Genomic DNA, 19,881 nt, shown 5'->3' with positions numbered 1-19,881 from the left:
ACTAAATCAGTAACACTATGGCAAAGCTCTATCTTCTATTCGGTGCAATCAGCGGTTTCATCGCCGTCAGCTTGGGTGCCTTTGGCGCTCATGGTTTGAAAGAACGGCTACCAGAACGATTGTTTAATGTCTGGGTCACAGGCACTGAATATCAGATGTATCACAGTCTTGCAGTGATTCTGATTGCAGTTCTGGTTTTACAGCTTTCGGACTCCAAACGGGCGGATTCCTCAAAATGGCTGCGCTGGAGCGCCAACAGTTTTCTGGCAGGGATTGTTCTGTTTTCCGGCAGTCTCTACGCTCTGGCTCTGACCGGTATCAGCTGGCTGGGCATGATCACGCCTCTGGGAGGAGTCGCTTTCCTGCTGGGCTGGCTGGCATTGGCACTATTTGCTATTTTCAAATGACCCTTTGACCGGTATCTTACGCCGGTTTTCCCATTTAGAACTATGAATGCTCATGAGTGACTCCATCAACTCCAGTGATAATCAGGACTCTGTGACAGAGACCGGACAAACCGTTGAACCTGGCAAGCGCCGGGAAATTAAAAGCTTTGTGCTGCGTCAGGGCCGTATGACTGCTGGTCAACAGCGCGGTATGGATGAATGCTGGGACAAATGGGGGCTGGAGCTGAAAGACGGTTCTCTGGATATGGCTGCCACCTTTGGACGCGAAGCGCCCGTAGTCTTTGAAATTGGCTATGGCATGGGCTTGTCTCTGGCAGCAATGGCCGGAGCAGAAGCCGACAAAAACTTTATCGGTGTAGAAGTGCATCGTCCCGGTGTTGGCAGTCTGCTGAACGAAGCCAGCACTGCCGGACTGACCAATGTCCGCACTTACAACGACGATGCCGTGGAAGTTCTGAAACAGTGTATTCCTGACGGCAGCCTTTCACGGGTACAGATTTACTTCCCTGACCCATGGCACAAAAAACGTCACAATAAACGCCGTCTGGTGCAGTCAAAGTTTATCGAACTGCTTCGTCCGAAACTGAAGGTGGGTGGTATCATCCATCTGGCAACAGACTGGGAAAACTACGCAGAACAAATGATGGAAGTAATGAGTGCTGCGGAAGGATTCACCAACCAGGCGGGAGAGCAATCCTACTCTCCACGTCCCGAGTTCCGTCCTCTGACCAAATTTGAAAAGCGTGGCCAGCGTCTGGGTCATGGCGTCTGGGATCTGCTGTTTGAGCGAACAGCCTGATTAACTGCCGGGAGTAATTACTTCGTCCAGATTGGCGATGTAATTACTCTTCCTGTGCTATACGTTTCTTACCTACAACAAACTGTTGGAAGAAACGATGACTGCTTTAACCATTGCTTCTGTTCAATTCAAACGACACGCTAACGATAAATTTTTCAACCTCACTACAATCCGTTCCTTTGCCGGGCAGGCTTCAAAACAAAACGTCGATATCCTTATATTTCCGGAACTGTGCATTCCCGGTTTTCTGGGCGAATCCGATTTATCACAGGTACAGGCTGACCGGCTGGCTGAGTCCTTTCCTGATGGATTGTCCTGTCTTTATCTTCAACATCAGGCAGAGCTATTCGACCTGAATATTGGTGCTGGCATGGTTGAGGCTGACAACGGCCTCTATTTCAACACGTTTGTCATGGCCATGCGTGATGGTCGGCTTGAACGTCATCGCAAATCCTGCCTATTTGGCGAACACTCAGGCCCCTGCAATGACCACGGCGTTTTTAAACTGCCTGACGGGCTAATCACCGGCATTCTGTCCGATTCGGAAAGCAGAGAGGGTGTTCATATTAATGCTATGGCAGAAAATGGTGCCCGACTGATTCTGACCTCTCATCCAAAAGGCTCTGTCAGGGTACTTGACGACAAAGGTCAATTATTGGCGGAAACTGCCGGAACGATGGATACGCTGGATGTTGTGACAGTAGACATCTGATTTTATAAGGGATAAGCCAGCAACACTGATCTTTAGTCATAATGTTGCTGGCTACAGGGTTACGAGTAATCCCTTTAATTAAGGCTATTTGGCATCGCTGTCGCCTGAACTCAATGGCTGGGCAAACAGGAATCCCCAGATAAAGTCAGTCTGCAATACATCCAGCGTTCCGACCTCATCACTGTTATGAAACCAGTTTGGATCAGGTACATTGTGTACACTCTGTGCGTAACCAAACTGACTGATAACTTTATTGAACACACTCAGATGAAAGAAGTTAGCCTTTTCTTCATACTCTTCTGTTTTTTCATTGAGCTCCAACGCTATATGCACCCCGGCTCTTGAGTGACAACTGATACAGCTGGAGCCCGTCATAAAGCCTGCTTCAGTAATCGAGTTACCCAGCTTTGTTGAACGCCCCTCGTGATCGGTAAAGTTCACCTGCGAGCCCTTCAACCGGTAATTACGCCAGGCACTGTCATGAGGATCGGGGTCTGCGGTGTTATCGCTTTTGCCATCTTTCATGCCAATACCTGTTTTCTTGAACAAATTGTCCAGAGCAGGCCGTATGGTTTCAAGGGCATAGTATTTATCAAGGTTGTTGACAATACTGGGGCTATTCAACTCGTCACTGCGCTGATTGATTTTTCCACCGTCCAGAACCACCAGAAAGTTATCCGCAGAATCCGGGCTGGCACCCGCTGCAGGCTGACTGGCATAACCAAATGAATCATTACAGCCAATAAAGTCACAACGGCTCGGATTGGATACATGTTCGAAGGTGGTCCAGACCCACTGGGGAACATCTTTGGAAGAGATATGGAACGCCATCAGATAATGCTCACCGGTCAGGTTACAAAAGTTTGCCGGATAATCTTTTGCTTTATCTGAACAGCTTTCAGGCGTTTTATCCTTTGCCAGACACAGCTGGGTTTCCATCTGCTGACTGGTAATAAACCCTTCGGTCGTTGGTATACCTATTTTTTTTGCCAGATCATGATGCAACCAGTTGCTTTTGATCATAATGGCATCGGGTGGCAAATCGATCCTGCTCAACTGCTGTTCACCGGGGGGCGTTACTTTCTCTTCTGAACCATATTTTCCAGCAGAAACGTTACGCAGGTGATAGGGTGCATTCTCAGACTGATTTTTCTTGTTTTTCCTGAAAACGTTCATCACACCATCTGCATTGTAAAGGTCGTTATGATAAAGGTATTCATGGAATGGACGGTTGCGTACAGTCAGTTCTGCATTGGTTTGCCGGATCAATCGCCCTATGCTTTCCGGGTTTTCAGGAAACTTAAAATTCTTAATTTGCTCCGGCGTACAGTTGGCAATCGAGTCACTGGCTGATGCACTCAGACGCATTTTTTTACCATGCCCCTGAAGGGCCGCGCTGGCACCTGATTCCAGAATGGAGGGGAAACTTTTGCGGATCAGTTTAGAGTTCTTCTTAAACAACGTTTGGATAGCTTGATCATCCTTTGCCTTGTCCAGAAGCTTCAGATCGGCTTTATGTTCATCTCCCGGATAAACAGGGCAATGACCTTCAGCCGGGGTACCAGTTACTCTGGTTCCCGGGCTACAGCAATTTTTCTTATTACCACCAGTGCATAGGGGCCAAGGGTCTTCAGGCCAGTTATCGGTTTCGGAAGCCCAGTCTGACCAGAACCTGGCATTGACCACATCAGTGAACAGTTTCCACGAAAATGCATCAGGACAAGTCATTGCCGGATTGGTCACGTTCTTGCCAAACGAAATGCTTTTTCCATCTTCAGACACTTTAAGATCACAATATTCCGCATCACGAATATCTGCCAGAAAATACTGCGAGTAATCAAGACTGTTGGGGGTTCGCTCCGTAGAGTCACTCCATAGAGAACTTGCCAGTAATGCTGAGACTGACAGAGCAATAAAGGTAATAAGGGACTTCCATTTTAACGACATAATCTATTCCTTTAGAATGGTCGGCTAATTAACTTCAGTCACTATTGATAGTATTCAACTGCTACAACCTATGAATGCCATCGAATCATTTTAAGGTTCTTTTTCACTGCACAATTTTTATTTATGTTCTGTTTTCATCTCTGCTTGTTTAGCAACATAAAAAGAATAATGAAACCCTTTTCTTGTGAAAAGCAATAGTCCATCACATAACAATATGATTGGGTGAAAGTCTCATACTGACCATTTTTTCTGGGCTTGCCGTCCGTGGTTTATACAGCAGCTACAAATTTTCTCTGGACTTACATAGGAACGGCCAAACACCGCTATGATGGTTACTGTAAAAGATACCGCAACAGTGAAAGGCCGCCCCGATGCAAGTATGTCAGCCACTAGCTGAAGCCGCCAATTTTTCTTGTCATGCTATCCAACAGCTTGAGCAAAAACTGGCCGTTCTTCGTCAGGAACACAGCCCAATCAAGCACTTTGAAGACTATGAAGGTGAGATCCATAAACTCTTTATCGAAGCAGAGCAAAGCGTTCTGGCAGAAGACCTGACCGGGCTTGATATTGACGTTCCTGCGATTGAGGTAAGCGGTGTCTGTTACCATCGGGTGTTGCGATCTTCAGAAACTTATCAATCCGCTGTCGGCCCTGTCCGGGTTTTGCGTACGCTCTATCGTAACGGTAAGGATCACTCTATCATCCCTTTGGAGCTACAGGCAGGTATTGTAGAGGGGTATTGGACACCAAAAGCAGCTAAACAAGCTGTCTGGATGGTTGCGCAAATGCCTCCCGGAGAGGCTAAAAGCCTACTTGATCTGATAGGGAACATGACGCCCTCGGAAAGCTCTCTGGCCAGACTACCCAAAAAGTTCAATGCGCAGTGGGAACCCAATAGGGAAGCCTTTGAAGACTTTCTCTGGGAAAGCGTCAAGGTTCCTGAAGAAGCTGTGACTGCGGCCGCTTCTCTTGATGGCGTCATGTTGCCGATGAAAGATGGTAAACGTCAGGAAAAGCGGGAACAGAATAGAGTCGATGGCAAGCGAACCCGTGGCCCTGCTGGCTGTCAGGAGGCCAGTTGTGGAACATTGTCGTTTTACGATGCACAGGGTGAACGCCTCTCAACGGTCAGGATGAGTCGAATGCCTGAAAGCAAGAAAGTGACTTTGAAACAATCACTCTCCGCACTCCTGAGCGAAGCTCTTCGACAGAGGCCAGATCTGACGCTTGTTAAAGTCGCTGATGGGGCAAAAGACAACTGGACCTACCTTGCCAATGAACTCCCTGAAGGTCACGAGGTTGTAGACTTCTATCATGCCGCAGAGCACCTGAAGAAAGCGTTTGACCTGTCCTATGGTGAAAACAGCAACAAATCCAGAGAAAAGTTCATCACCTATCGCCACATCCTCAAAGAGGAGCCCGAAGGTGTTGAAAAAGTCATCAAAGCTCTGGCTTACCAGCATAAACGACACCCTCGTCGATCGAAGTTGAAAACAGAGCTGGAGTACTTCAGAAGTAATCGAACCCGCATGAACTATGCTGAACACTTGTCGCACAACTTGCCAATAGGCTCAGGGGTTATTGAGGCTACTTGTAAAACCTTGGTAACGCAGCGAATGAAGTGTTCTGGAATGAGGTGGCGGCATCCCGGAGGCCAAGGTATTTTGACAGCAAGGTCATTAATTCAGAGTGGCATGTTCGACAATGGCTGGAAGTTACTGGCGGTGACCTACTGCGCCAAGGTCACGGAAGTGGGTATGGACAATGTCATCCCATTCCCCATGCAGAAAGGTGACTTGGAATTATAGTACCAGTCAATATGAGACTTTCACCCATATGATTATTCAGTAGTCAGAAATCCATAGTGAAAATCGTTGATGACTGTTTAAAGAAGCCACAGAGCTACAAACTCAACAGCCAAAAAGACCGAAATGCCCTGAAAGAACGTGGCAACAGTGACTGATTTCAAAGCCGTGACAGTATCCATTCCGGTAAACTCTGCAATCACCCATAAGAAACTGTCGTTAACGTGCGCTACGGTCATCGCCCCTGCCCCACAGGCGAAAAAGGCAAGCAGCCGTCCTTCATGACTGTCCAGACCTAATGCAGCCAGCAAAGGCATGACCATGGCACTGGACGTAATCATGGCAACAGTTGCAGAGCCTTCTGCGGTTTTGATCAATGCTGCCATCAGGAAGGGCAACAACAAGCCCCACTGTCCCAGATCAGGAAGGCTGGAAATAAACTGACTCATGCCACCGTGACGAAGCACATAACCAAAGGCACCGCCTGCACCTACGACAAGCAAAATGCGCCCTCCGGTTTCTAGCGCTTTTCTGATCGCCTGGTTCCAGTCAACCCGACATCCAGCTGCGCGCTGCAAAGGCCAGCAACATATTAATCCGACCAGTAAAGCATTCACCGGATGACCAATAAATGCCAGCCATGTCAGTTCTGGATAATTGTTCGCAACACCACCCAGAGTGATCAAAATAATTGGAGCCCCAATGGGAAGCACAGCCAGCAGAAATGGATAGTTAAAAGGCTGACTATCAGAAACACTCTCCTTAGCTTCAATCACTGGCGTTGCTATTTTTGTTTTGCGAAAACGTGTGCCCCATACATAACCTGCAAAGACTGCAACCAGAGAAAACAGCAGACTCAGTGGTATAACCAGTGATATATGGCTGTTCAAACCCAGATTGGCAATAGCTGCCAATGGCCCCGGCGTAGGCGGTACAAGTGTGTGGGTCGCATACAGTGAGCAACCCAATACCGTACTCAGAAAAACCGGTGACACCTTGTGGGATCGGGCCAGTTGTTTTCTGACCGAGTCGAGAATAATAAATCCTGATTCGCAATAAATAGGGATTGAAACAATATACCCGGTAATAGCCAGTACAAGTCCGGGGAAACGATCTTTCAATGGTAGTGGGCCAGAACTGTTATATCGCGTGAATATTGACCCCAAACTCAACTTTATTAATCAATAATCCAATAACAATATCGTGCATCTTTTCGAGCTTTGAAAAACAAATTGTCTTTCTGGCCAACCGTTTAATCCAAGTCCGAAAATTAAGGTTTTTACGCTCTATCTTCTGAGTGTTTGCTTTACCAATAATATGCATGTTTTCATCAAGGTGTCGCTCATAGGCTCCCCAATCATCGGTGTAAAATTTATTAATACCAAATGGCTTCAGAAGTGTTTTGAGTTCTTTAAAAACTTCATCTTTCCGTTTTCCGAAAACATAAGCAAGCACGGTATTTGTAGCGTGATCAACAGCATACCAAAGCCAGCGTTGGTTCGATTTATCATGAACATACGACCACTGCTCATCTAGCTCAGCCTCTTGGCAGACAAGCCCTACATGAATAATTGCATCTGACTTGAGATCAATAGTTTGAATATTTGGGTTGACCTTTACCAGACCGCTTTCTTTTTTTTTAGAGTCTTTATTACTGTTGTCTTGCTTATTCCGAGTACTTTACTTGTATCCCTGATTCCGCTGCCATTTATTGCCATATCGATGATTTTTTCTTTAACGCCAGGCTCACAGGCCTTGTAGCGATATTCAAGCATGAAGGTTTTGATTTCACATTTGTCATTACAGCAATAGTATCGTGGAACATCATGAGTGCTGTATCCGAAAGGCCGAACTTGGTTACTGCCACATGTTGTACAGAGGACTTGCGTAAGGCACATTTTTAAACCGCATTTTTCAAAGTTGCCGAATGTCGTATTTTAGCAGACAGGGCTAGAATCACAGAACTGTGCCACTACCCTTTCAATAAAAGAATAATGCCATTGGCAATAACAGTGGTTGCACCACAATATTCCAGAACAATGCCAAGAAAGGCACCCAGAGCGATTGTCAGCCCTATAGACCCTAACGTGTCACCAAATCCTGCAGTGACCAGTGAAAGCACGGCATCGGGTGTCATACCAAATCCAAAACCGGCCACATAGCTGGCCAGAAGCAGCGCCATGAATGCAGGCACACGACACCGGATGGTGAGAAATACAAGCAGGAATACTGAGCCACAGAAACCAACCAGTAGCTCGTTAAGCGTTATCATTATTATCTTCTCAATTTTGATTTGGAGCAGAGTATAGTTCAAAGAGTCAGATTATCGACTCAGACTCTTTTCCTGACGCCAGTCATAGGAAACATCGTTAATGGCTCAATTCGGCTGCCTTTCACTGACCACCATGAAAATCGGATGTTAGACTGCCTTCCAAGCCAAAAATATGAAATAAAAACAGACTGTTAAATGCTCAGGGAAAAGTCAAACGAGCTATTGACAGAAAAATAATTAGAGGGGGAACCAGTGCAAGAAGTAACGATTGTTTCCGTTCAGTTTAATCATCGTGCCAACGATAAGTTCCACAACCTGAACTGTATCGATGCCTATGCAAAACAGGCGTCAGAGCAAGGTGTAGATTTCCTCTGCTTTCCGGAAATGTGTATTACAGCATTCCGACATCTGCATAATCTGAAACGACGGGCTATTGTCAGGCTGGCAGAGCAGGTTCCGGATGGTCTTGCCTGCCAGCATCTGCAACATCTGGCACAACATTACCGCATCAATATCGGCGCGGGTCTGATTGAGTCAGACGGCGATGGCAAGTTTTACAATACCTACATTCTTGCCATGAGTGATGGTCGTCTGGAACGGCATCGAAAGTCCTGCACACCGGGCAGTGAACATATGACTACCGAGAATGGTCATCATGTGTTTTCAACACCTGTCGGGTGCCATACCGGTATTCTGACCTGTGAAGAAAAAAGTCAGGCTGCCAATGTAGAAGCAACGGTGCAACGTGGTGCTGACATCATTCTGGTGCCACACCTTAACGGTAAACTGATCGTTCTGGGTGCCATGCTGGCAAAAACCAGCGGTACAGCAAATACATTGGAAATAGCTGAATTCAAAGTGAAGTTATGATTTAGCGGAAAGACCTGACCGGAATTTGTATTTCTGTCAGGTATTCCTGTTCATCATCGGTTTCATGGATATCGAGCTTATAGATTTCCACCACAGATCCGGCCAGTTCCAGCGAATAGGTTTTCATGTAAGCCTTCATGCGGAAGTATTGTTCATCAATATTTTGCTGACTGTATTCACCCTGAAAATCTAAACACAGATAATCTCCGGCCGGAATCTCTTTATCAGCCAGCTTATCGAAAATAAAAGAACCACAATAATGGGCATGATTGCCCTTGTGAAAATCGTCTTCACTGATAAACGCCCCCGCTCGTCCCCAGGCAAAATAACTGAGTCGGGAACCTTCAATATTCAGTTCAATCTCTTTATGCAGGCGGTCAATCTCCCAGATGGTCCTGACTTCACGCATCTCAATCCAGACTTTTCGAGCCGGAAGCGTTTTGAGCTTTATCTCGCCCACCTCCACCTGCTGCGACTCCAGTAAATAATAGTGTCGCGCCTCCAGTTCCTGTTTCAACAGGTTCAGCTCTCGCAGTTTCTGGTCAACGGTCTCCAGCTGAAACTCCACCAGACCCTGACTGTTTTCCAGTGTGCGATGACTCAGGTAATCCCTGATGTCCATCAACCCAATACCCAGCTGTCGCAGAGTACGAATGATATTTAACTGCCAGATCTGCCGGTTGGAATAATATCGATAACCACTGTCGTTGACCTGTTCAGGTAAAAGAATACACAGCTTTTCATAATGGCGCAGAGTATCGACACTGATGTCGTACAGCTGACTGATCTCCCCGATTCGATATAACTTCATACAATCGCTTGACTCTGGAACTGTTCGAGACTTTATGCTGGCACAACTATCTTGAAAAACTCCGTTGGCTGCAAGCCATTCGTCCATCAACAACTTAATTAAAAATGTCTCAAGCTATTGATCTGCAATCTGGCAGCATAGGAAAAACACTGTTTCGTTATGCGGTTCCATCGACGATGGCCGTATGGATTTTTGCGCTCTACACCATGGTTGACGGCATGTTTGTCGGACGGGGGGTTGGGCCCGAGGCACTGGCGGCCGTTAATCTGTCGATGCCTTATATCAGCATTATGTTTGCCATATCCATTCTGGTTACCATTGGCTCTGCAACCATTGTGGGTGCCAAGCGCGGTGAAGGTAAACATGAAGACGCCAGTCGTCTTTTTTCCAGTACTATCTATGCCCTGCTGATCTTTGGCTTATTGGTCTGCACTCTGAGCTATATCTTTATCGAAGAGATCGCAGTGATACTCGGGGCTCAGGGTGAGCTGATCCCGATGGTAGTGGAATATCTGCAAACGCTGCTGCTGTTTAATACTTTTTACCTTGTCGCCTATTCCATGGAAGTATTCGTCAAAGTCGATGGATTCCCCAAGCTGGAACTCATGGTTATCGGTATGGCGGCTGTGATGAACATCTTACTGGATTATATACTGGTCATCCGGCTGGGTATGGGGCTGCGCGGAGCGGCTATCGCCACAGGCTGTGCCCAGATGACACAGGCTACTTTTCTGCTTCTGCATTTCACCGGCAAACTGGGTAAAACCGGTTCACTGAAGTTTGTCAGGGTCATGCCAAAGCTCAGAGAGCTGTTCCACTTTATTAAAATTGGCGGGCCAGATTGTGTGACGGAAATGTCTGCCGGTTTGATTCTGCTGCTGTTCAACAACATGATTCTGGCGTATCTGGGCACTTCTGAACTATCGGCATTCAGTGTCATTGGTTATGCCAACAACCTGGTTTTGCTGACCATGATTGGCTTGACTCAGGGCATGCAACCTATCGTTAGCTTCCTGCGGGGCAGACAGGATTATCAGCGTATTTCTGAAGCCGTTCAGCTGACCATCAGAATCGCACTGGTGATTTGTACCGCCGCTTACGCCGGTATTTTCTTCTTTGGTCAACAACTGGCAGCACTGTTCCTGAACGATGCCGAACTGATCAGCCTGTCGCACCAGTTTATGAAGATATTCTGTCTGGCGTTTATTCTGATGGGCGCCAATATCGTCATTTCCGGCTTCTTTACCGCACTGGAACAACCACGCCTTGCCGGAACCCTGTCGTTAATGCGAGGTGGAGTGATCAGCTTTATTCTGTTGATGACCTTGCCAAGAATCTTGGGAGCTACAGGCATCTGGGTGGTTGCACCTGTGAGCGAGCTGGCAACGTTTGTTGTGGGAGCGTTCCTGCTTAAGCGGAAGCTTGATCAGTGGAAAGAAACGACAATGGATGAACAAATCGCTGTCGCGTAGTTAATTCATGACGTATCAGGAGGGGCAAAACAGCCCCTCTTTTTTCATCAGCTTTCAGCGAGCGTATCGATCGGAAGCCAGCCCCACCAGAATAAATAACACCAGTAAAACCGGTGCCAGCGTGTAATTGTTGAAGTAAGCCAGCAGACTCGCTACCCAGTACGGTACAAAAGAAAAAATCGCACCAAACAGGGCAAGATTGAATACCGCCCTGACAGGAATTCTCAACACACCGTGCATTCGTGATGTCCAGCTGCAGGATAATGCTGACAATGCCTTACCGCCAAAAACGACAGCCACTGCCGTTAAAGCAATGGCAATCAGCGTCAGGTTGTTACGGCAAAACTGCGACACTGCAATGATGATTTGTGCAATACCATCCATGGTGGTTACCTGTGCGTTTGTTTGTTACTTCTGCCAAAGCGTACCAGAACCGGTTAAGTACTGACTCAGGCAAACATTTCTAACAGATTATTCAGGAACAGCCGCCCCTGGCGCGTAGGCTGCAACCTGTGGTTATTTTCCAGTAATCCCTGCTGAATCGCAAAACTTCGTTGTTCTTTCAGTGCATCCAGCGGCATACCTGTATGCCGGGTAAACAACTGCTCGTGAACACCGGCATTCAGCCTTAAAGCATTCATCATAAACTCAATCGGCAACTCATCGGATTCCAGAACCCTTTGACCCGCCTCAAACGGTTTTGCGACGTTCAGGTAGTCGGCTGGCATCCGGGTTTTCCAGTTACGGTAAATATTGCCCGCTGCCATGTCGGTCAGCTTGCCATGCGCACCGGCACCAATACCAATGTAATCGCCAAACTGCCAGTAATTCAGATTATGTCGTGCCTGTCGTCCAGGCTGACTGTACGCCGAAATTTCATATTGCTCAAAACCTGCCTGCTGCAACAGCTCCCAGCCTTCTTCCTGAATAGACCAGAGTTCATCCTCTTCCGGCAGTACCGGAGTCTTTGAATAGAAAATGGTATTAGGTTCGATGGTCAGCTGGTACCAGGACAGGTGTGTTGGTTTCAGGTCAATCGCGGTTTTCAGGTCAAACAAGGCATCGTCGGTAGACTGCCCCGGCAGACCATGCATCAGGTCAATATTGAAATTATCAAAGCCAATCTCTTGCAGGGAAGCAATGGCTTCACGTGCTTCAGCAGCACAATGAATACGCCCCAGTGCCTTCAGTTTTTCATCCTGAAAACTCTGAACTCCGAGAGACAAACGATTGATGCCAACATCACGGTAACGTTTAAACCGGTCATGCTCATAGGTTCCCGGGTTGGCTTCCATGGTGATTTCAATATCATCAGTGAAAACAATGCGCTGCTTCAGCCCCGTTAATAGCCGATCAAACCCCTCTGCCGACATCAGGCTGGGAGTGCCGCCACCAAAGAAAATGCTCTGCAAGGGGCGCCTCTGAATGGCTTCCAGCTCCTGATCAAAGTCCTGTAATAAAGCATCCACATACGCCTGTTCAGGCAGCCCGCCTTTCAGGGCATGGGAATTAAAATCACAATAGGGGCATTTTTTAATACACCAGGGAATGTGTACATAAAGACTCAAAGGGGGCAGTTGCAGCATGCGTTATTCGGTCAGCTCGTGAATGGTTATCAATAGGACAGTTTTATGCCTGAAATGGTTCCGCCTGAAGCGGCTAAACCTGAAGTAGCTATAACTCCTTAAGTAGCTATAACTAAAGCAGTCCGGCCAGTTTTGACATGGCAACAGCGCGATGGCTGATGCTGTTTTTCACGTCTTTGGGTAAATCCGCCGCCGAGCAGCCTTCAGAAGGTACAAAGAACAGTGGATCATAACCAAACCCATGGTCGCCACTGGACGCTTCCAGAATACAACCTTCCCAGCTTCCATGGCACACCAGCGGGGTCGGGTCGTCGGCATGACGCAGATAAACCAGTACACAATGAAAGCGAGCGGTTCGCTGAGACTCTTCCAACCCTTCAAGATTTTTCAGAAGCCTCGCATTATTCTCTGCATCGGTAGCACCTTCACCGGCATAACGGGCTGAGTAAATACCCGGCTGACCATTCAGGGCATCCACCTCGATACCAGAGTCGTCAGCAATGGCCGGAAGCCCGGATATTTTTGCTGCATGACGGGCTTTGAGGATGGCGTTCTCCACAAAGGTCAGCCCGGTCTCTTCCACCGAGTCCACGTTGAACTGACTCTGCGGCAGCATATCAATATTCAGATTGCTCAGCAGGTGCTGAAATTCCTTCAGTTTTCCCTGATTGCCACTGGCCAGAACGATCTGGCGACGTTCACCACTCACTGTATTGTTTACTCCCGTTAAGACGACTATTTTCCGTCCTGATAAAAGGTCTGCCTGAATTTCACCGGATAGCTTCTATCCGAGCCTTCAGGCTTCACGTTGATGCTGAATTCTAGCAGCTCTTCATTACTGAACCGGAACTCTGCCAGATAGTAGACAACCGAACCTTCCTTTACTTCCTTAAAGCTCAGGGGAACAGACTGCTGCATAAGATTTTTCCGCTGACCATCCAGCTGTGCAGTGACGGCTTTACCCACTTCACTGTCTTTAACGTTGCGTACAGTAATGTTGACAAGGCCGTGCTTCGGGCTGCGCTCTAATTGATAAGCTTTAGCAATATCCGGCGCAATAAACGTACTGTTGAACGCTGAAAAATACACCTCGTAATCTCCGAAGCGAAGAGGCTCGTTTTTCATCGTTCGGGCTTCAGGAATGCTGGCTTCAGACAGAGGCGCAGCTCTGACAGTGCTGAGTAACAAGCACCCCATGACAAGAACCAAAAGCGATTGTGTTGTGTTTATTATTTTCACAGGGCACCTCTTTCTCAGAGACTCATATTATTGATAGAGCTGAGTCAAACATCACCGGGTCAGATGATAAATGGCAATCTCACCCATCAGGTTCGGAAGCAGTCTGGTTTTCCAACCGCCTTTATGAGCATTATCCACCACCAGCCGTTCGATAACGGTAAATTGCTTCTGACGGCACAATTCCTCGAAGTCGCGGAATGTACAGAAGTGGATATTCGGCGTGTCATACCAGGTATAGGGCATAAACTTGGATACAGGCATTTTACCCCTTGTGGATAAGTACCAGCGGCAGCGCCAGTGTCCAAAATTCGGGAACGTCACAATACACTCCCTACCCACCCTGAGCATCTCGTCCATTACAAGATGAGGGTGACGCAGTACCTGCAGCGCCTGGGTCATCACCACCGTATCAAAGCTGCCGTCACGAAAATTGCCCAACCCGCGATCAATATCCTGCTCAAGCACGTTGATGCCATTAACGATACAGCGTTCGATATTTTGTGGGTTAATTTCCAGGCCGTAGCCTTTTACCTGTTTTTCCTGCTTCAGAGATCTCAGCAACTCGCCATCACCACAGGCAAGATCCAGCACCCGACTTTTCGGCTTAATCCACTGTCGTATTATATCGAAATCATTACGTCTGCTCATGCCTGACCTTCCCTGTTCTGGTTTGAACTGTCTGAAACACTACAGTCGTCTGCTACCCGATCCAGATAAGCAGCCAGTGCCTGCATATAACGGGGTATTTCCATCAGAAAAGCATCGTGCCCCTGGGGAGCATCAATTTCCAGATAAGAGACTTCTTTATCAGCTTCCAGCAGTGCGTCAACGATTTCTCTGGAACGTTCAGGAGCAAAGCGCCAGTCGGTAGTAAACGACACCAGCATGAACTTTGCCTTTGCCACTGACAGTGCTTTGGCAAGATCATCGTTATGCTGGCTGGCCGGGTCAAAATAATCCAGAGCACGGGTCATCAGCAGGTAAGTGTTCGCATCGAAATGGCCGGAAAAGTTTTCGCCCTGATAACGCAGGTAGCTCTCAATCTGGAACTGAACATCATAATCAAAGCTGAATGTGTCGTTTTTTAGCTCCCGGCCAAACTTGGCTCCCATCGCATCATCAGACAGGTAAGTGATATGCCCCACCATACGAGCCAGACCCAGACCGCTGCGCGGAATGGTGTCTTTTTCCAGATAACGACCTTCGCAGAACTGTTCATCGGACATAATGGCCTGACGCGCGACTTCGTTAAAGGCAATGTTCTGGGCTGAAAGTTTAGATGCAGAGGCAATCACCACAGCATGCTGTAAACGCTCGGGATAGGCCATGGACCACTGGAGAACCTGCATACCACCCAGACTGCCGCCAACAATTGCGGCCCAGCATTGAATGCCCAGACGATCGGACAGACGAGCCTGACTGTGTACCCAGTCCTCTACCGTAACCATTGGAAAGTCCGGACCGTAAGGCTTGCCTGTCTTCGGATTGATACTCACTGGCCCTGTACTGCCATGACAGCCACCCAGGTTGTTCAGGCTGACGACGAAAAACCGGTTTGTATCAATGGGCTTACCGGGACCAATGCAGTTATCCCACCAGCCAGGTTTGCGATCGTCCATGGAATGGTAACCGGCTGCATGATGATGACCACTGAGTGCATGGCAGATCAATACTGCATTCGTCTGGTTTTCATTGAGCGACCCATAGGTTTCAATGACCAAGTCAAACTCAGATAAAGTTTGCCCACAGCTCAACTCAAGAGGTTCATCAAAGTGAAAAGTCTGAGGTGTAACCAGCCCGACCGAGTGGGCAGGTATGACTTCCGGCATAATACTTCCTGTTTTTCTATTTAAACTTGGAAGCTGTTCATGATCTTTTGAGGAGAGCGAAAATGATGAGAAATTGTTGCTGTTTTTTGATCTCATGAGGCGCGTAGAGGTGCTACGTAACGAATGAGATCAAAAAACAGGAGCAATTTATCGACATTTGCAGCCCTCAAAAGATCATGAACAGCTTCTAACTGGGTCTTTTACTTTCTTTTTGTACTGAAGCTCTTTATTCGGGCTGTTTTTTTGAGAAGTATTTTGCCCCCTTCCGCCCCTGCATCGACTGAAATCAGAAGATATAAACGTCTAACAGGAACAGGACGTTGCAGTTTATCGGCAATAGCGCGGGTTGTCAGCTGGCGGAGCTGCAATGATCCAGTGCCAGCTCCGTCAGAGCCAACAGGTGGTAGAGAAACACGCCTTCGACCGTTTGGGAAGCAAAGTGCAGATGCCGGGCAGAAATGTAGTCTTCAACACTCTGATCGTGAGTGAGGGAGTTGTAAAAAGCGCGCATGGCTTCATCTTCGACGTTGAGCACAGAAACGATTCTGGCACAGGGCTGTGTCGTCTCGCTCATGCAATACTCCTTGAGGCAAAAGCCTCCGGGTACACCGCCATATTGCTCTCAGAAATGCAACTTTATCCGGAAGCAGCAAAAGTCTGACTGAGAATAAACTGCCATTTGCAGTGGCAGTCTGCATGGTGATGCAAACAACAAGACACCTGACAAATATGGCCATTTATATGTCAGATAGCGGTTATCTTCGCTATGCAATTTCGCCAAGTATAGTTGCTTCAAACCATCATAAATTTCGGATCACGATAACTTACGATTCCCTTACGAAATGCGCTCTTCGCAGAGCCTGAAACAAAATGGTAAAACTACGGACAGGCAAAGCCGCTTTGCAACGAGGTACTTATTAAAACTATGTGCTATCGTATGGCTGAGTACGAATCTCTGCCCTGTACGCCCCTATGCGTTGCCGCAGAGAACCTTGTTAACTGACTACATTCTGGTGCTAGAAACACATATGTCCATTGAATCCTTAGGCCATCTGGAATCCAAACTGCAAAACCTGATCGACAAGCTCGAACTGACCCGCATGGAGCTGGAAGAGCTGCGTGCAGCCAACACACGTATGGAGCAGGAAAACGCCGAACTGAAGCAGGAACTCGGTTCCTGGGGTGAGCGTGTTGGTGCTTTGCTGGGTAAGCTGGACAACGTTTCTGAAGACGTTGCGGTTGAAGAAGAGCCTGCTTACGAGGCTTAATGCGTTAGTTCACCCGGTTCCTTTCAGACCGGGTGAACTAACGACAGGAACAGAGTGTTGCGATTACCCGCTTATTCTGACAACGCTTTTTCCAATGCTTCAAGTTCTTCCAGAGCCATCATCCACTCTTCTTCAGTGGTACTGATCCGTCGTGTAAGGTCTGTCTGATCTGCCAGCAGGTTCTTTAGACGGTCTTTTTCAGACGCTTCGTAAACCGATGAATCCGCCAGTTGTACTTCCACTGTCGCTAACTGTGTTTGCAGTTTATCCAGTTGAGACTCCAGCTTTTCAGCCTGCTTCTTCAAAGGACGCATAGCATTTCGGCGTTCGGCAGCAAGACGTTTCTGATCTTTTCTTCCCTGCGCTGAATGAACAGCCACCTCTGCAGCAGCATCATGCGACTGTTCGACCGACTGAGTACGCAGTTTGGCCAGCCAGTCACTGTAATCATCCAGATCGCCTGCAAATTCATCAACCTTGCCATCATGTACCAGCAACAGTTCATCAGTGGTACTGCGTAACAGGTTTCTGTCGTGAGAAACCAACACCATGGCACCCTCAAACTCCTGCAATGCCATGGTTAGCGCATGTCGCATTTCAAGATCCAGATGGTTGGTGGGTTCGTCCAGCAACAACAGATTAGGCTTCTGCCAGGCAACAATCGCCAGAGCCAGTCGAGCCTGTTCACCACCGGAAAACCCTTCGATGGTTTCCATTGCCTTGTCACCGTGAAAACCAAAGCCTCCGAGGAAGTTTCTCAGCTCCTGTTCCCGGGCATCCGGACTCATTCTTTGCAGGTGCAGAGCCGGGCTGGCATTAGGATCAAGACTTTCCAGCTGGTGCTGCGCAAAATAACCTACTTTCAGGTGTTCGCCATCCTGACGTTTACCGGCAATCAGTGGCAGCTCCTGAGCCAGTGTACGAATCAGGGTGGATTTACCGGCTCCGTTTGCCCCCAAAAGACCTATTCGTGAGCCCGGTAAGACACTCAGCTTCAGTTTTAACAATGCCTTCTCGCCGTACCCCAGCTCACCCTGATCAATAGACAACAGGGGGGAAGACATTTTATCCGGCTCCGGAAAGCGGAATGTGAAGGGCGAATCCACATGAGCAGGGGCAATATCCTCCAGCCTCGACAGCGCTTTCAAACGACTCTGGGCCTGCTTTGCCTTGGTCGCCTTGGCACGGAAACGTTCAACAAACTTTTCCATGTGCTCCCGCTGTTTTTGCTGTTTCTCAAACGCAGCCTGCTGTTGTTGGAGTCGTTCGGAGCGCATGCGCTCGAACGCCGAGTAATTACCACGATAAGTGTTGGTTTTCTGATGTTCGATATGAAGCGTGATATCAGTGACCGCATCCAGAAAGTCGCGGTCATGGGAAATCACCACCAGAGTTCCCTGATAACGTTGCAGGAATCCTTCCAGCCAGACGATCGCATCAAGATCAAGGTGGTTGGTTGGCTCGTCAAGGAACAGAACATCAGAAGGGCTCATCAAAGTACGGGCCAGATTCAGCCGCATCCGCCAGCCACCGGAAAAGTCTTTTACACTGTTTTCCAGCTGGTCATGGCGAAACCCAAGGCCATGCAGCATCTGCTCGGCTCTTGAGCGGGCAGTATAACCGTCTGCCTGCAGCAGTTGCTCATGGAGTTCAGCCAGCTTTTCGTGCTGGCCTGTAGCCTCTGCGTCATCGATTTTATGTTCAATAAAGCGAAGCTGCTCATCGCCATCAAGAACATATTTAACGGCCTTGCGTTCAAGCGCCTTGATTTCCTGTGCCATATGGGCAATACCACGGCCCGGATCGATGGATACATCGCCCTGATCCGGCTGCAGTTCTCCCATCAGCAGGGCTAACAGGCTGGATTTCCCACAGCCGTTGGCGCCCACCAGTCCGGCATGCTGGCCGCGGTGAATGGTTGCACTGGTGTTTTCAAGCAGAACTTTCCCAGAGCGTTGTAAGCTGACTGAATTCAATGTGATCATGCCGCGCATTATAAGGAATTTTTGGCTGGACACGACAAAAGGCTGCAAGTAAATGGCTACATCAGAGGGGGAATAAACAAAAAAAGTGGCAGACTGCGCCACACCATAGCCACTAAGGAAGCACTCGCAAACGCAAGCGAGAGGGAATGAAAGTCATTATGGAAAAAACGCAGGGGGGGAGCCCCCCTGCCGGATAAGCCTACAGGCAAAAAGGCTTACTTTTTAGTCGCTCTCTTTCTGCTGGCAGCTTTTCTAGCAGGAGCTTTTTTCTTGGCAGCAACTTTACGGGTCGCTTTTTTGGCAGGTGCCTTTTTCTTCGCTACCGTCTTTTTAGCCGCTTTTCTGGCTGGAGCCTTTTTCTTGGCAGCGGCCTTACGAGCAGGTGCTTTTTTCTTGGTAGCAGCTTTACGGGTTACTTTCTTTTTAACCGTAGCCTTCTTTTTGGTCGCTGCTTTTCTTGTTGTTTTCTTGGCAGCTGCCTTTTTAGTAGCAGGCTTTTTACGAACTACCGTCTTCTTGGCAGTAGCCTTTTTCTTGGTAGCTGCTTTTTTAGTGGTCTTCTTGGCTGCAGGCTTTTTAGCAGCAGCTTTCTTGGTAGAAGCTTTTGCTTTGGCCTTGGCTTTTTTCAAAGACTCTTTAGCTTTGTCCAGCTTCTTCTTGAGCGCATCAACTTCTTTCTCAAGCTTTTTAACCGGATCTACTTTACGGGTAGCTGCCTTTTTCACTACTTTCTTAACTGTCTTTTTGGCAGCTGGTTTTTTAGCAGCTTTTTTAGCTGCAGGTTTTTTCTTGGCTACAGGCATTTGTCGTCCCTCGTCATTGCCTTTATTAAGTACTCCATTACTTCATATCAGACTGCATATAAAAAAACTGAATAAT

21 protein-coding genes are annotated in these 19,881 nt (G+C 47.9%); 7 read left to right on the top strand and 14 right to left on the bottom strand.

Features of this window, described 5'->3' with window-relative positions; genetic code table 11:
- Positions 1-17: 17 nt before the first annotated feature.
- From EZMO1_RS02160 to EZMO1_RS02150, 3 genes are all read left to right on the top strand, one after another.
- Positions 18-407 carry a DUF423 domain-containing protein gene (locus EZMO1_RS02160; RefSeq protein WP_034879399.1) on the top strand — a complete coding sequence of 130 codons (390 nt, stop codon included), beginning with the start codon at positions 18-20 and terminating at the stop codon, positions 405-407.
- 52 nt (positions 408-459) lie between these two features.
- The gene (gene trmB / locus EZMO1_RS02155) at positions 460-1,206 is read left to right on the top strand and encodes a tRNA (guanosine(46)-N7)-methyltransferase TrmB (protein WP_034879515.1); all 747 of its coding nucleotides are present in this window, start codon (positions 460-462) and stop codon (positions 1,204-1,206) included.
- A gap of 97 nt (positions 1,207-1,303) precedes the next feature.
- The gene (locus tag EZMO1_RS02150; protein WP_034879400.1) at positions 1,304-1,918 is read left to right on the top strand and encodes a nitrilase-related carbon-nitrogen hydrolase; all 615 of its coding nucleotides are present in this window, start codon (positions 1,304-1,306) and stop codon (positions 1,916-1,918) included.
- An 84-nt stretch (positions 1,919-2,002) separates the two neighbouring features.
- Here EZMO1_RS02150 and EZMO1_RS02145 read toward each other — a convergent pair whose 3' ends face one another.
- Positions 2,003-3,865, bottom strand: coding sequence for a hypothetical protein (locus EZMO1_RS02145; protein WP_051790675.1), 1,863 nt, complete (start codon positions 3,863-3,865; stop codon positions 2,003-2,005).
- A 371-nt stretch (positions 3,866-4,236) separates the two neighbouring features.
- On the opposite strand from EZMO1_RS02145, the gene EZMO1_RS02140 reads away from it, so the two are divergent.
- Complete coding sequence (locus EZMO1_RS02140) at positions 4,237-5,673, top strand: hypothetical protein (RefSeq protein WP_034872942.1); 1,437 nt, start codon at positions 4,237-4,239, stop codon at positions 5,671-5,673.
- A 77-nt stretch (positions 5,674-5,750) separates the two neighbouring features.
- On the opposite strand, the gene EZMO1_RS02135 is transcribed toward EZMO1_RS02140, so the two are convergent.
- From EZMO1_RS02135 to EZMO1_RS02120, 3 genes are all read right to left on the bottom strand, one after another.
- A complete protein-coding gene (locus EZMO1_RS02135; protein WP_051790677.1) occupies positions 5,751-6,791 on the bottom strand; it encodes a GntP family permease in 1,041 nt (346 codons plus the stop codon).
- A gap of 19 nt (positions 6,792-6,810) precedes the next feature.
- A protein-coding gene (locus EZMO1_RS27935) for an IS1 family transposase (RefSeq protein ID WP_420809906.1) occupies positions 6,811-7,568 on the bottom strand; the annotation gives its coding sequence in 2 pieces (ribosomal slippage) (positions 6,811-7,301 and positions 7,301-7,568; 759 coding nt in all).
- Between the two features lie 74 nt (positions 7,569-7,642).
- Complete coding sequence (locus tag EZMO1_RS02120; protein ID WP_082212354.1) at positions 7,643-7,942, bottom strand: GntT/GntP/DsdX family permease; 300 nt, start codon at positions 7,940-7,942, stop codon at positions 7,643-7,645.
- Between the two features lie 252 nt (positions 7,943-8,194).
- Here EZMO1_RS02120 and EZMO1_RS02115 point away from each other — a divergent pair, with 252 nt between their 5' ends.
- Positions 8,195-8,812, top strand: coding sequence for a nitrilase-related carbon-nitrogen hydrolase (locus EZMO1_RS02115; RefSeq protein WP_051790679.1), 618 nt, complete (start codon positions 8,195-8,197; stop codon positions 8,810-8,812).
- 1 nt (position 8,813) lies between these two features.
- On the opposite strand, the gene EZMO1_RS02110 is transcribed toward EZMO1_RS02115, so the two are convergent.
- Positions 8,814-9,623, bottom strand: a complete 810-nt coding sequence (locus tag EZMO1_RS02110) for a MerR family transcriptional regulator (protein ID WP_034879403.1) — start codon at positions 9,621-9,623, stop codon at positions 8,814-8,816.
- A gap of 104 nt (positions 9,624-9,727) precedes the next feature.
- Between EZMO1_RS02110 and EZMO1_RS02105 the strand changes: the two genes are divergently transcribed.
- Positions 9,728-11,095, top strand: a complete 1,368-nt coding sequence (locus EZMO1_RS02105; protein ID WP_051790680.1) for an MATE family efflux transporter — start codon at positions 9,728-9,730, stop codon at positions 11,093-11,095.
- A gap of 54 nt (positions 11,096-11,149) precedes the next feature.
- On the opposite strand, the gene EZMO1_RS02100 is transcribed toward EZMO1_RS02105, so the two are convergent.
- From EZMO1_RS02100 to EZMO1_RS02070, 7 genes are all read right to left on the bottom strand, one after another.
- The gene (locus EZMO1_RS02100; RefSeq protein ID WP_034879404.1) at positions 11,150-11,479 is read right to left on the bottom strand and encodes a DUF3392 family protein; all 330 of its coding nucleotides are present in this window, start codon (positions 11,477-11,479) and stop codon (positions 11,150-11,152) included.
- A 65-nt stretch (positions 11,480-11,544) separates the two neighbouring features.
- Positions 11,545-12,663 (bottom strand): radical SAM family heme chaperone HemW, encoded by a 1,119-nt coding sequence (gene hemW, locus EZMO1_RS02095; RefSeq protein ID WP_338030496.1) that lies wholly within the window; start codon positions 12,661-12,663, stop codon positions 11,545-11,547.
- 130 nt (positions 12,664-12,793) lie between these two features.
- Positions 12,794-13,390, bottom strand: coding sequence for an RdgB/HAM1 family non-canonical purine NTP pyrophosphatase (gene rdgB / locus EZMO1_RS02090; RefSeq protein ID WP_034879406.1), 597 nt, complete (start codon positions 13,388-13,390; stop codon positions 12,794-12,796).
- 26 nt (positions 13,391-13,416) lie between these two features.
- The gene (locus tag EZMO1_RS02085; protein ID WP_145912439.1) at positions 13,417-13,920 is read right to left on the bottom strand and encodes a DUF4426 domain-containing protein; all 504 of its coding nucleotides are present in this window, start codon (positions 13,918-13,920) and stop codon (positions 13,417-13,419) included.
- A gap of 51 nt (positions 13,921-13,971) precedes the next feature.
- Positions 13,972-14,568, bottom strand: a complete 597-nt coding sequence (metW, locus tag EZMO1_RS02080) for a methionine biosynthesis protein MetW (RefSeq protein WP_034879408.1) — start codon at positions 14,566-14,568, stop codon at positions 13,972-13,974.
- Positions 14,565-15,749 (bottom strand): homoserine O-succinyltransferase MetX, encoded by a 1,185-nt coding sequence (gene metX, locus EZMO1_RS02075; RefSeq protein ID WP_051790682.1) that lies wholly within the window; start codon positions 15,747-15,749, stop codon positions 14,565-14,567. Before metX ends, metW begins: the two co-directional genes overlap by 4 nt.
- A gap of 349 nt (positions 15,750-16,098) precedes the next feature.
- The gene (locus tag EZMO1_RS02070) at positions 16,099-16,323 is read right to left on the bottom strand and encodes a hypothetical protein (RefSeq protein WP_034879409.1); all 225 of its coding nucleotides are present in this window, start codon (positions 16,321-16,323) and stop codon (positions 16,099-16,101) included.
- A gap of 439 nt (positions 16,324-16,762) precedes the next feature.
- On the opposite strand from EZMO1_RS02070, the gene EZMO1_RS02065 reads away from it, so the two are divergent.
- Positions 16,763-17,017 (top strand): cell division protein ZapB, encoded by a 255-nt coding sequence (locus EZMO1_RS02065; RefSeq protein ID WP_244886724.1) that lies wholly within the window; start codon positions 16,763-16,765, stop codon positions 17,015-17,017.
- A 71-nt stretch (positions 17,018-17,088) separates the two neighbouring features.
- Here the strand turns inward: EZMO1_RS02065 and EZMO1_RS02060 are convergent, their stop codons facing one another.
- Together EZMO1_RS02060 and EZMO1_RS26470 are read right to left on the bottom strand one after the other, a co-directional pair.
- Positions 17,089-19,011, bottom strand: a complete 1,923-nt coding sequence (locus EZMO1_RS02060; protein WP_338030495.1) for an ATP-binding cassette domain-containing protein — start codon at positions 19,009-19,011, stop codon at positions 17,089-17,091.
- A 206-nt stretch (positions 19,012-19,217) separates the two neighbouring features.
- Positions 19,218-19,805, bottom strand: a complete 588-nt coding sequence (locus EZMO1_RS26470) for a hypothetical protein (RefSeq protein ID WP_034879411.1) — start codon at positions 19,803-19,805, stop codon at positions 19,218-19,220.
- Between the last annotated feature and the right edge of the window lie 76 nt (positions 19,806-19,881).

This window comes from Endozoicomonas montiporae CL-33 (assembly GCF_001583435.1).
In the GTDB taxonomy this organism is placed as follows: Bacteria; Pseudomonadota; Gammaproteobacteria; order Pseudomonadales; family Endozoicomonadaceae; genus Endozoicomonas_A; species Endozoicomonas_A montiporae.
This window is presented reverse-complemented; position numbering and strand designations above follow the sequence as displayed.

Coding starts and splice junctions, on each gene's coding strand:
- EZMO1_RS02160 (WP_034879399.1), top strand. CDS start 18: ATGGCAAAGCTCTATCTTCTATTCGGTGCAATCAGCGGTTTCATCGCC.
- metW (WP_034879408.1), bottom strand. CDS start 14,568: ATGAGCAGACGTAATGATTTCGATATAATACGACAGTGGATTAAGCCG.
- EZMO1_RS02110 (WP_034879403.1), bottom strand. CDS start 9,623: ATGAAGTTATATCGAATCGGGGAGATCAGTCAGCTGTACGACATCAGT.
- EZMO1_RS02060 (WP_338030495.1), bottom strand. CDS start 19,011: ATGCGCGGCATGATCACATTGAATTCAGTCAGCTTACAACGCTCTGGG.
- EZMO1_RS26470 (WP_034879411.1), bottom strand. CDS start 19,805: ATGCCTGTAGCCAAGAAAAAACCTGCAGCTAAAAAAGCTGCTAAAAAA.
- EZMO1_RS02070 (WP_034879409.1), bottom strand. CDS start 16,323: ATGAGCGAGACGACACAGCCCTGTGCCAGAATCGTTTCTGTGCTCAAC.
- trmB (WP_034879515.1), top strand. CDS start 460: ATGAGTGACTCCATCAACTCCAGTGATAATCAGGACTCTGTGACAGAG.
- EZMO1_RS02140 (WP_034872942.1), top strand. CDS start 4,237: ATGCAAGTATGTCAGCCACTAGCTGAAGCCGCCAATTTTTCTTGTCAT.
- EZMO1_RS02150 (WP_034879400.1), top strand. CDS start 1,304: ATGACTGCTTTAACCATTGCTTCTGTTCAATTCAAACGACACGCTAAC.
- EZMO1_RS02105 (WP_051790680.1), top strand. CDS start 9,728: ATGTCTCAAGCTATTGATCTGCAATCTGGCAGCATAGGAAAAACACTG.
- metX (WP_051790682.1), bottom strand. CDS start 15,749: ATGCCGGAAGTCATACCTGCCCACTCGGTCGGGCTGGTTACACCTCAG.
- EZMO1_RS02120 (WP_082212354.1), bottom strand. CDS start 7,942: ATGATAACGCTTAACGAGCTACTGGTTGGTTTCTGTGGCTCAGTATTC.
- EZMO1_RS02145 (WP_051790675.1), bottom strand. CDS start 3,865: ATGTCGTTAAAATGGAAGTCCCTTATTACCTTTATTGCTCTGTCAGTC.
- EZMO1_RS02100 (WP_034879404.1), bottom strand. CDS start 11,479: ATGGATGGTATTGCACAAATCATCATTGCAGTGTCGCAGTTTTGCCGT.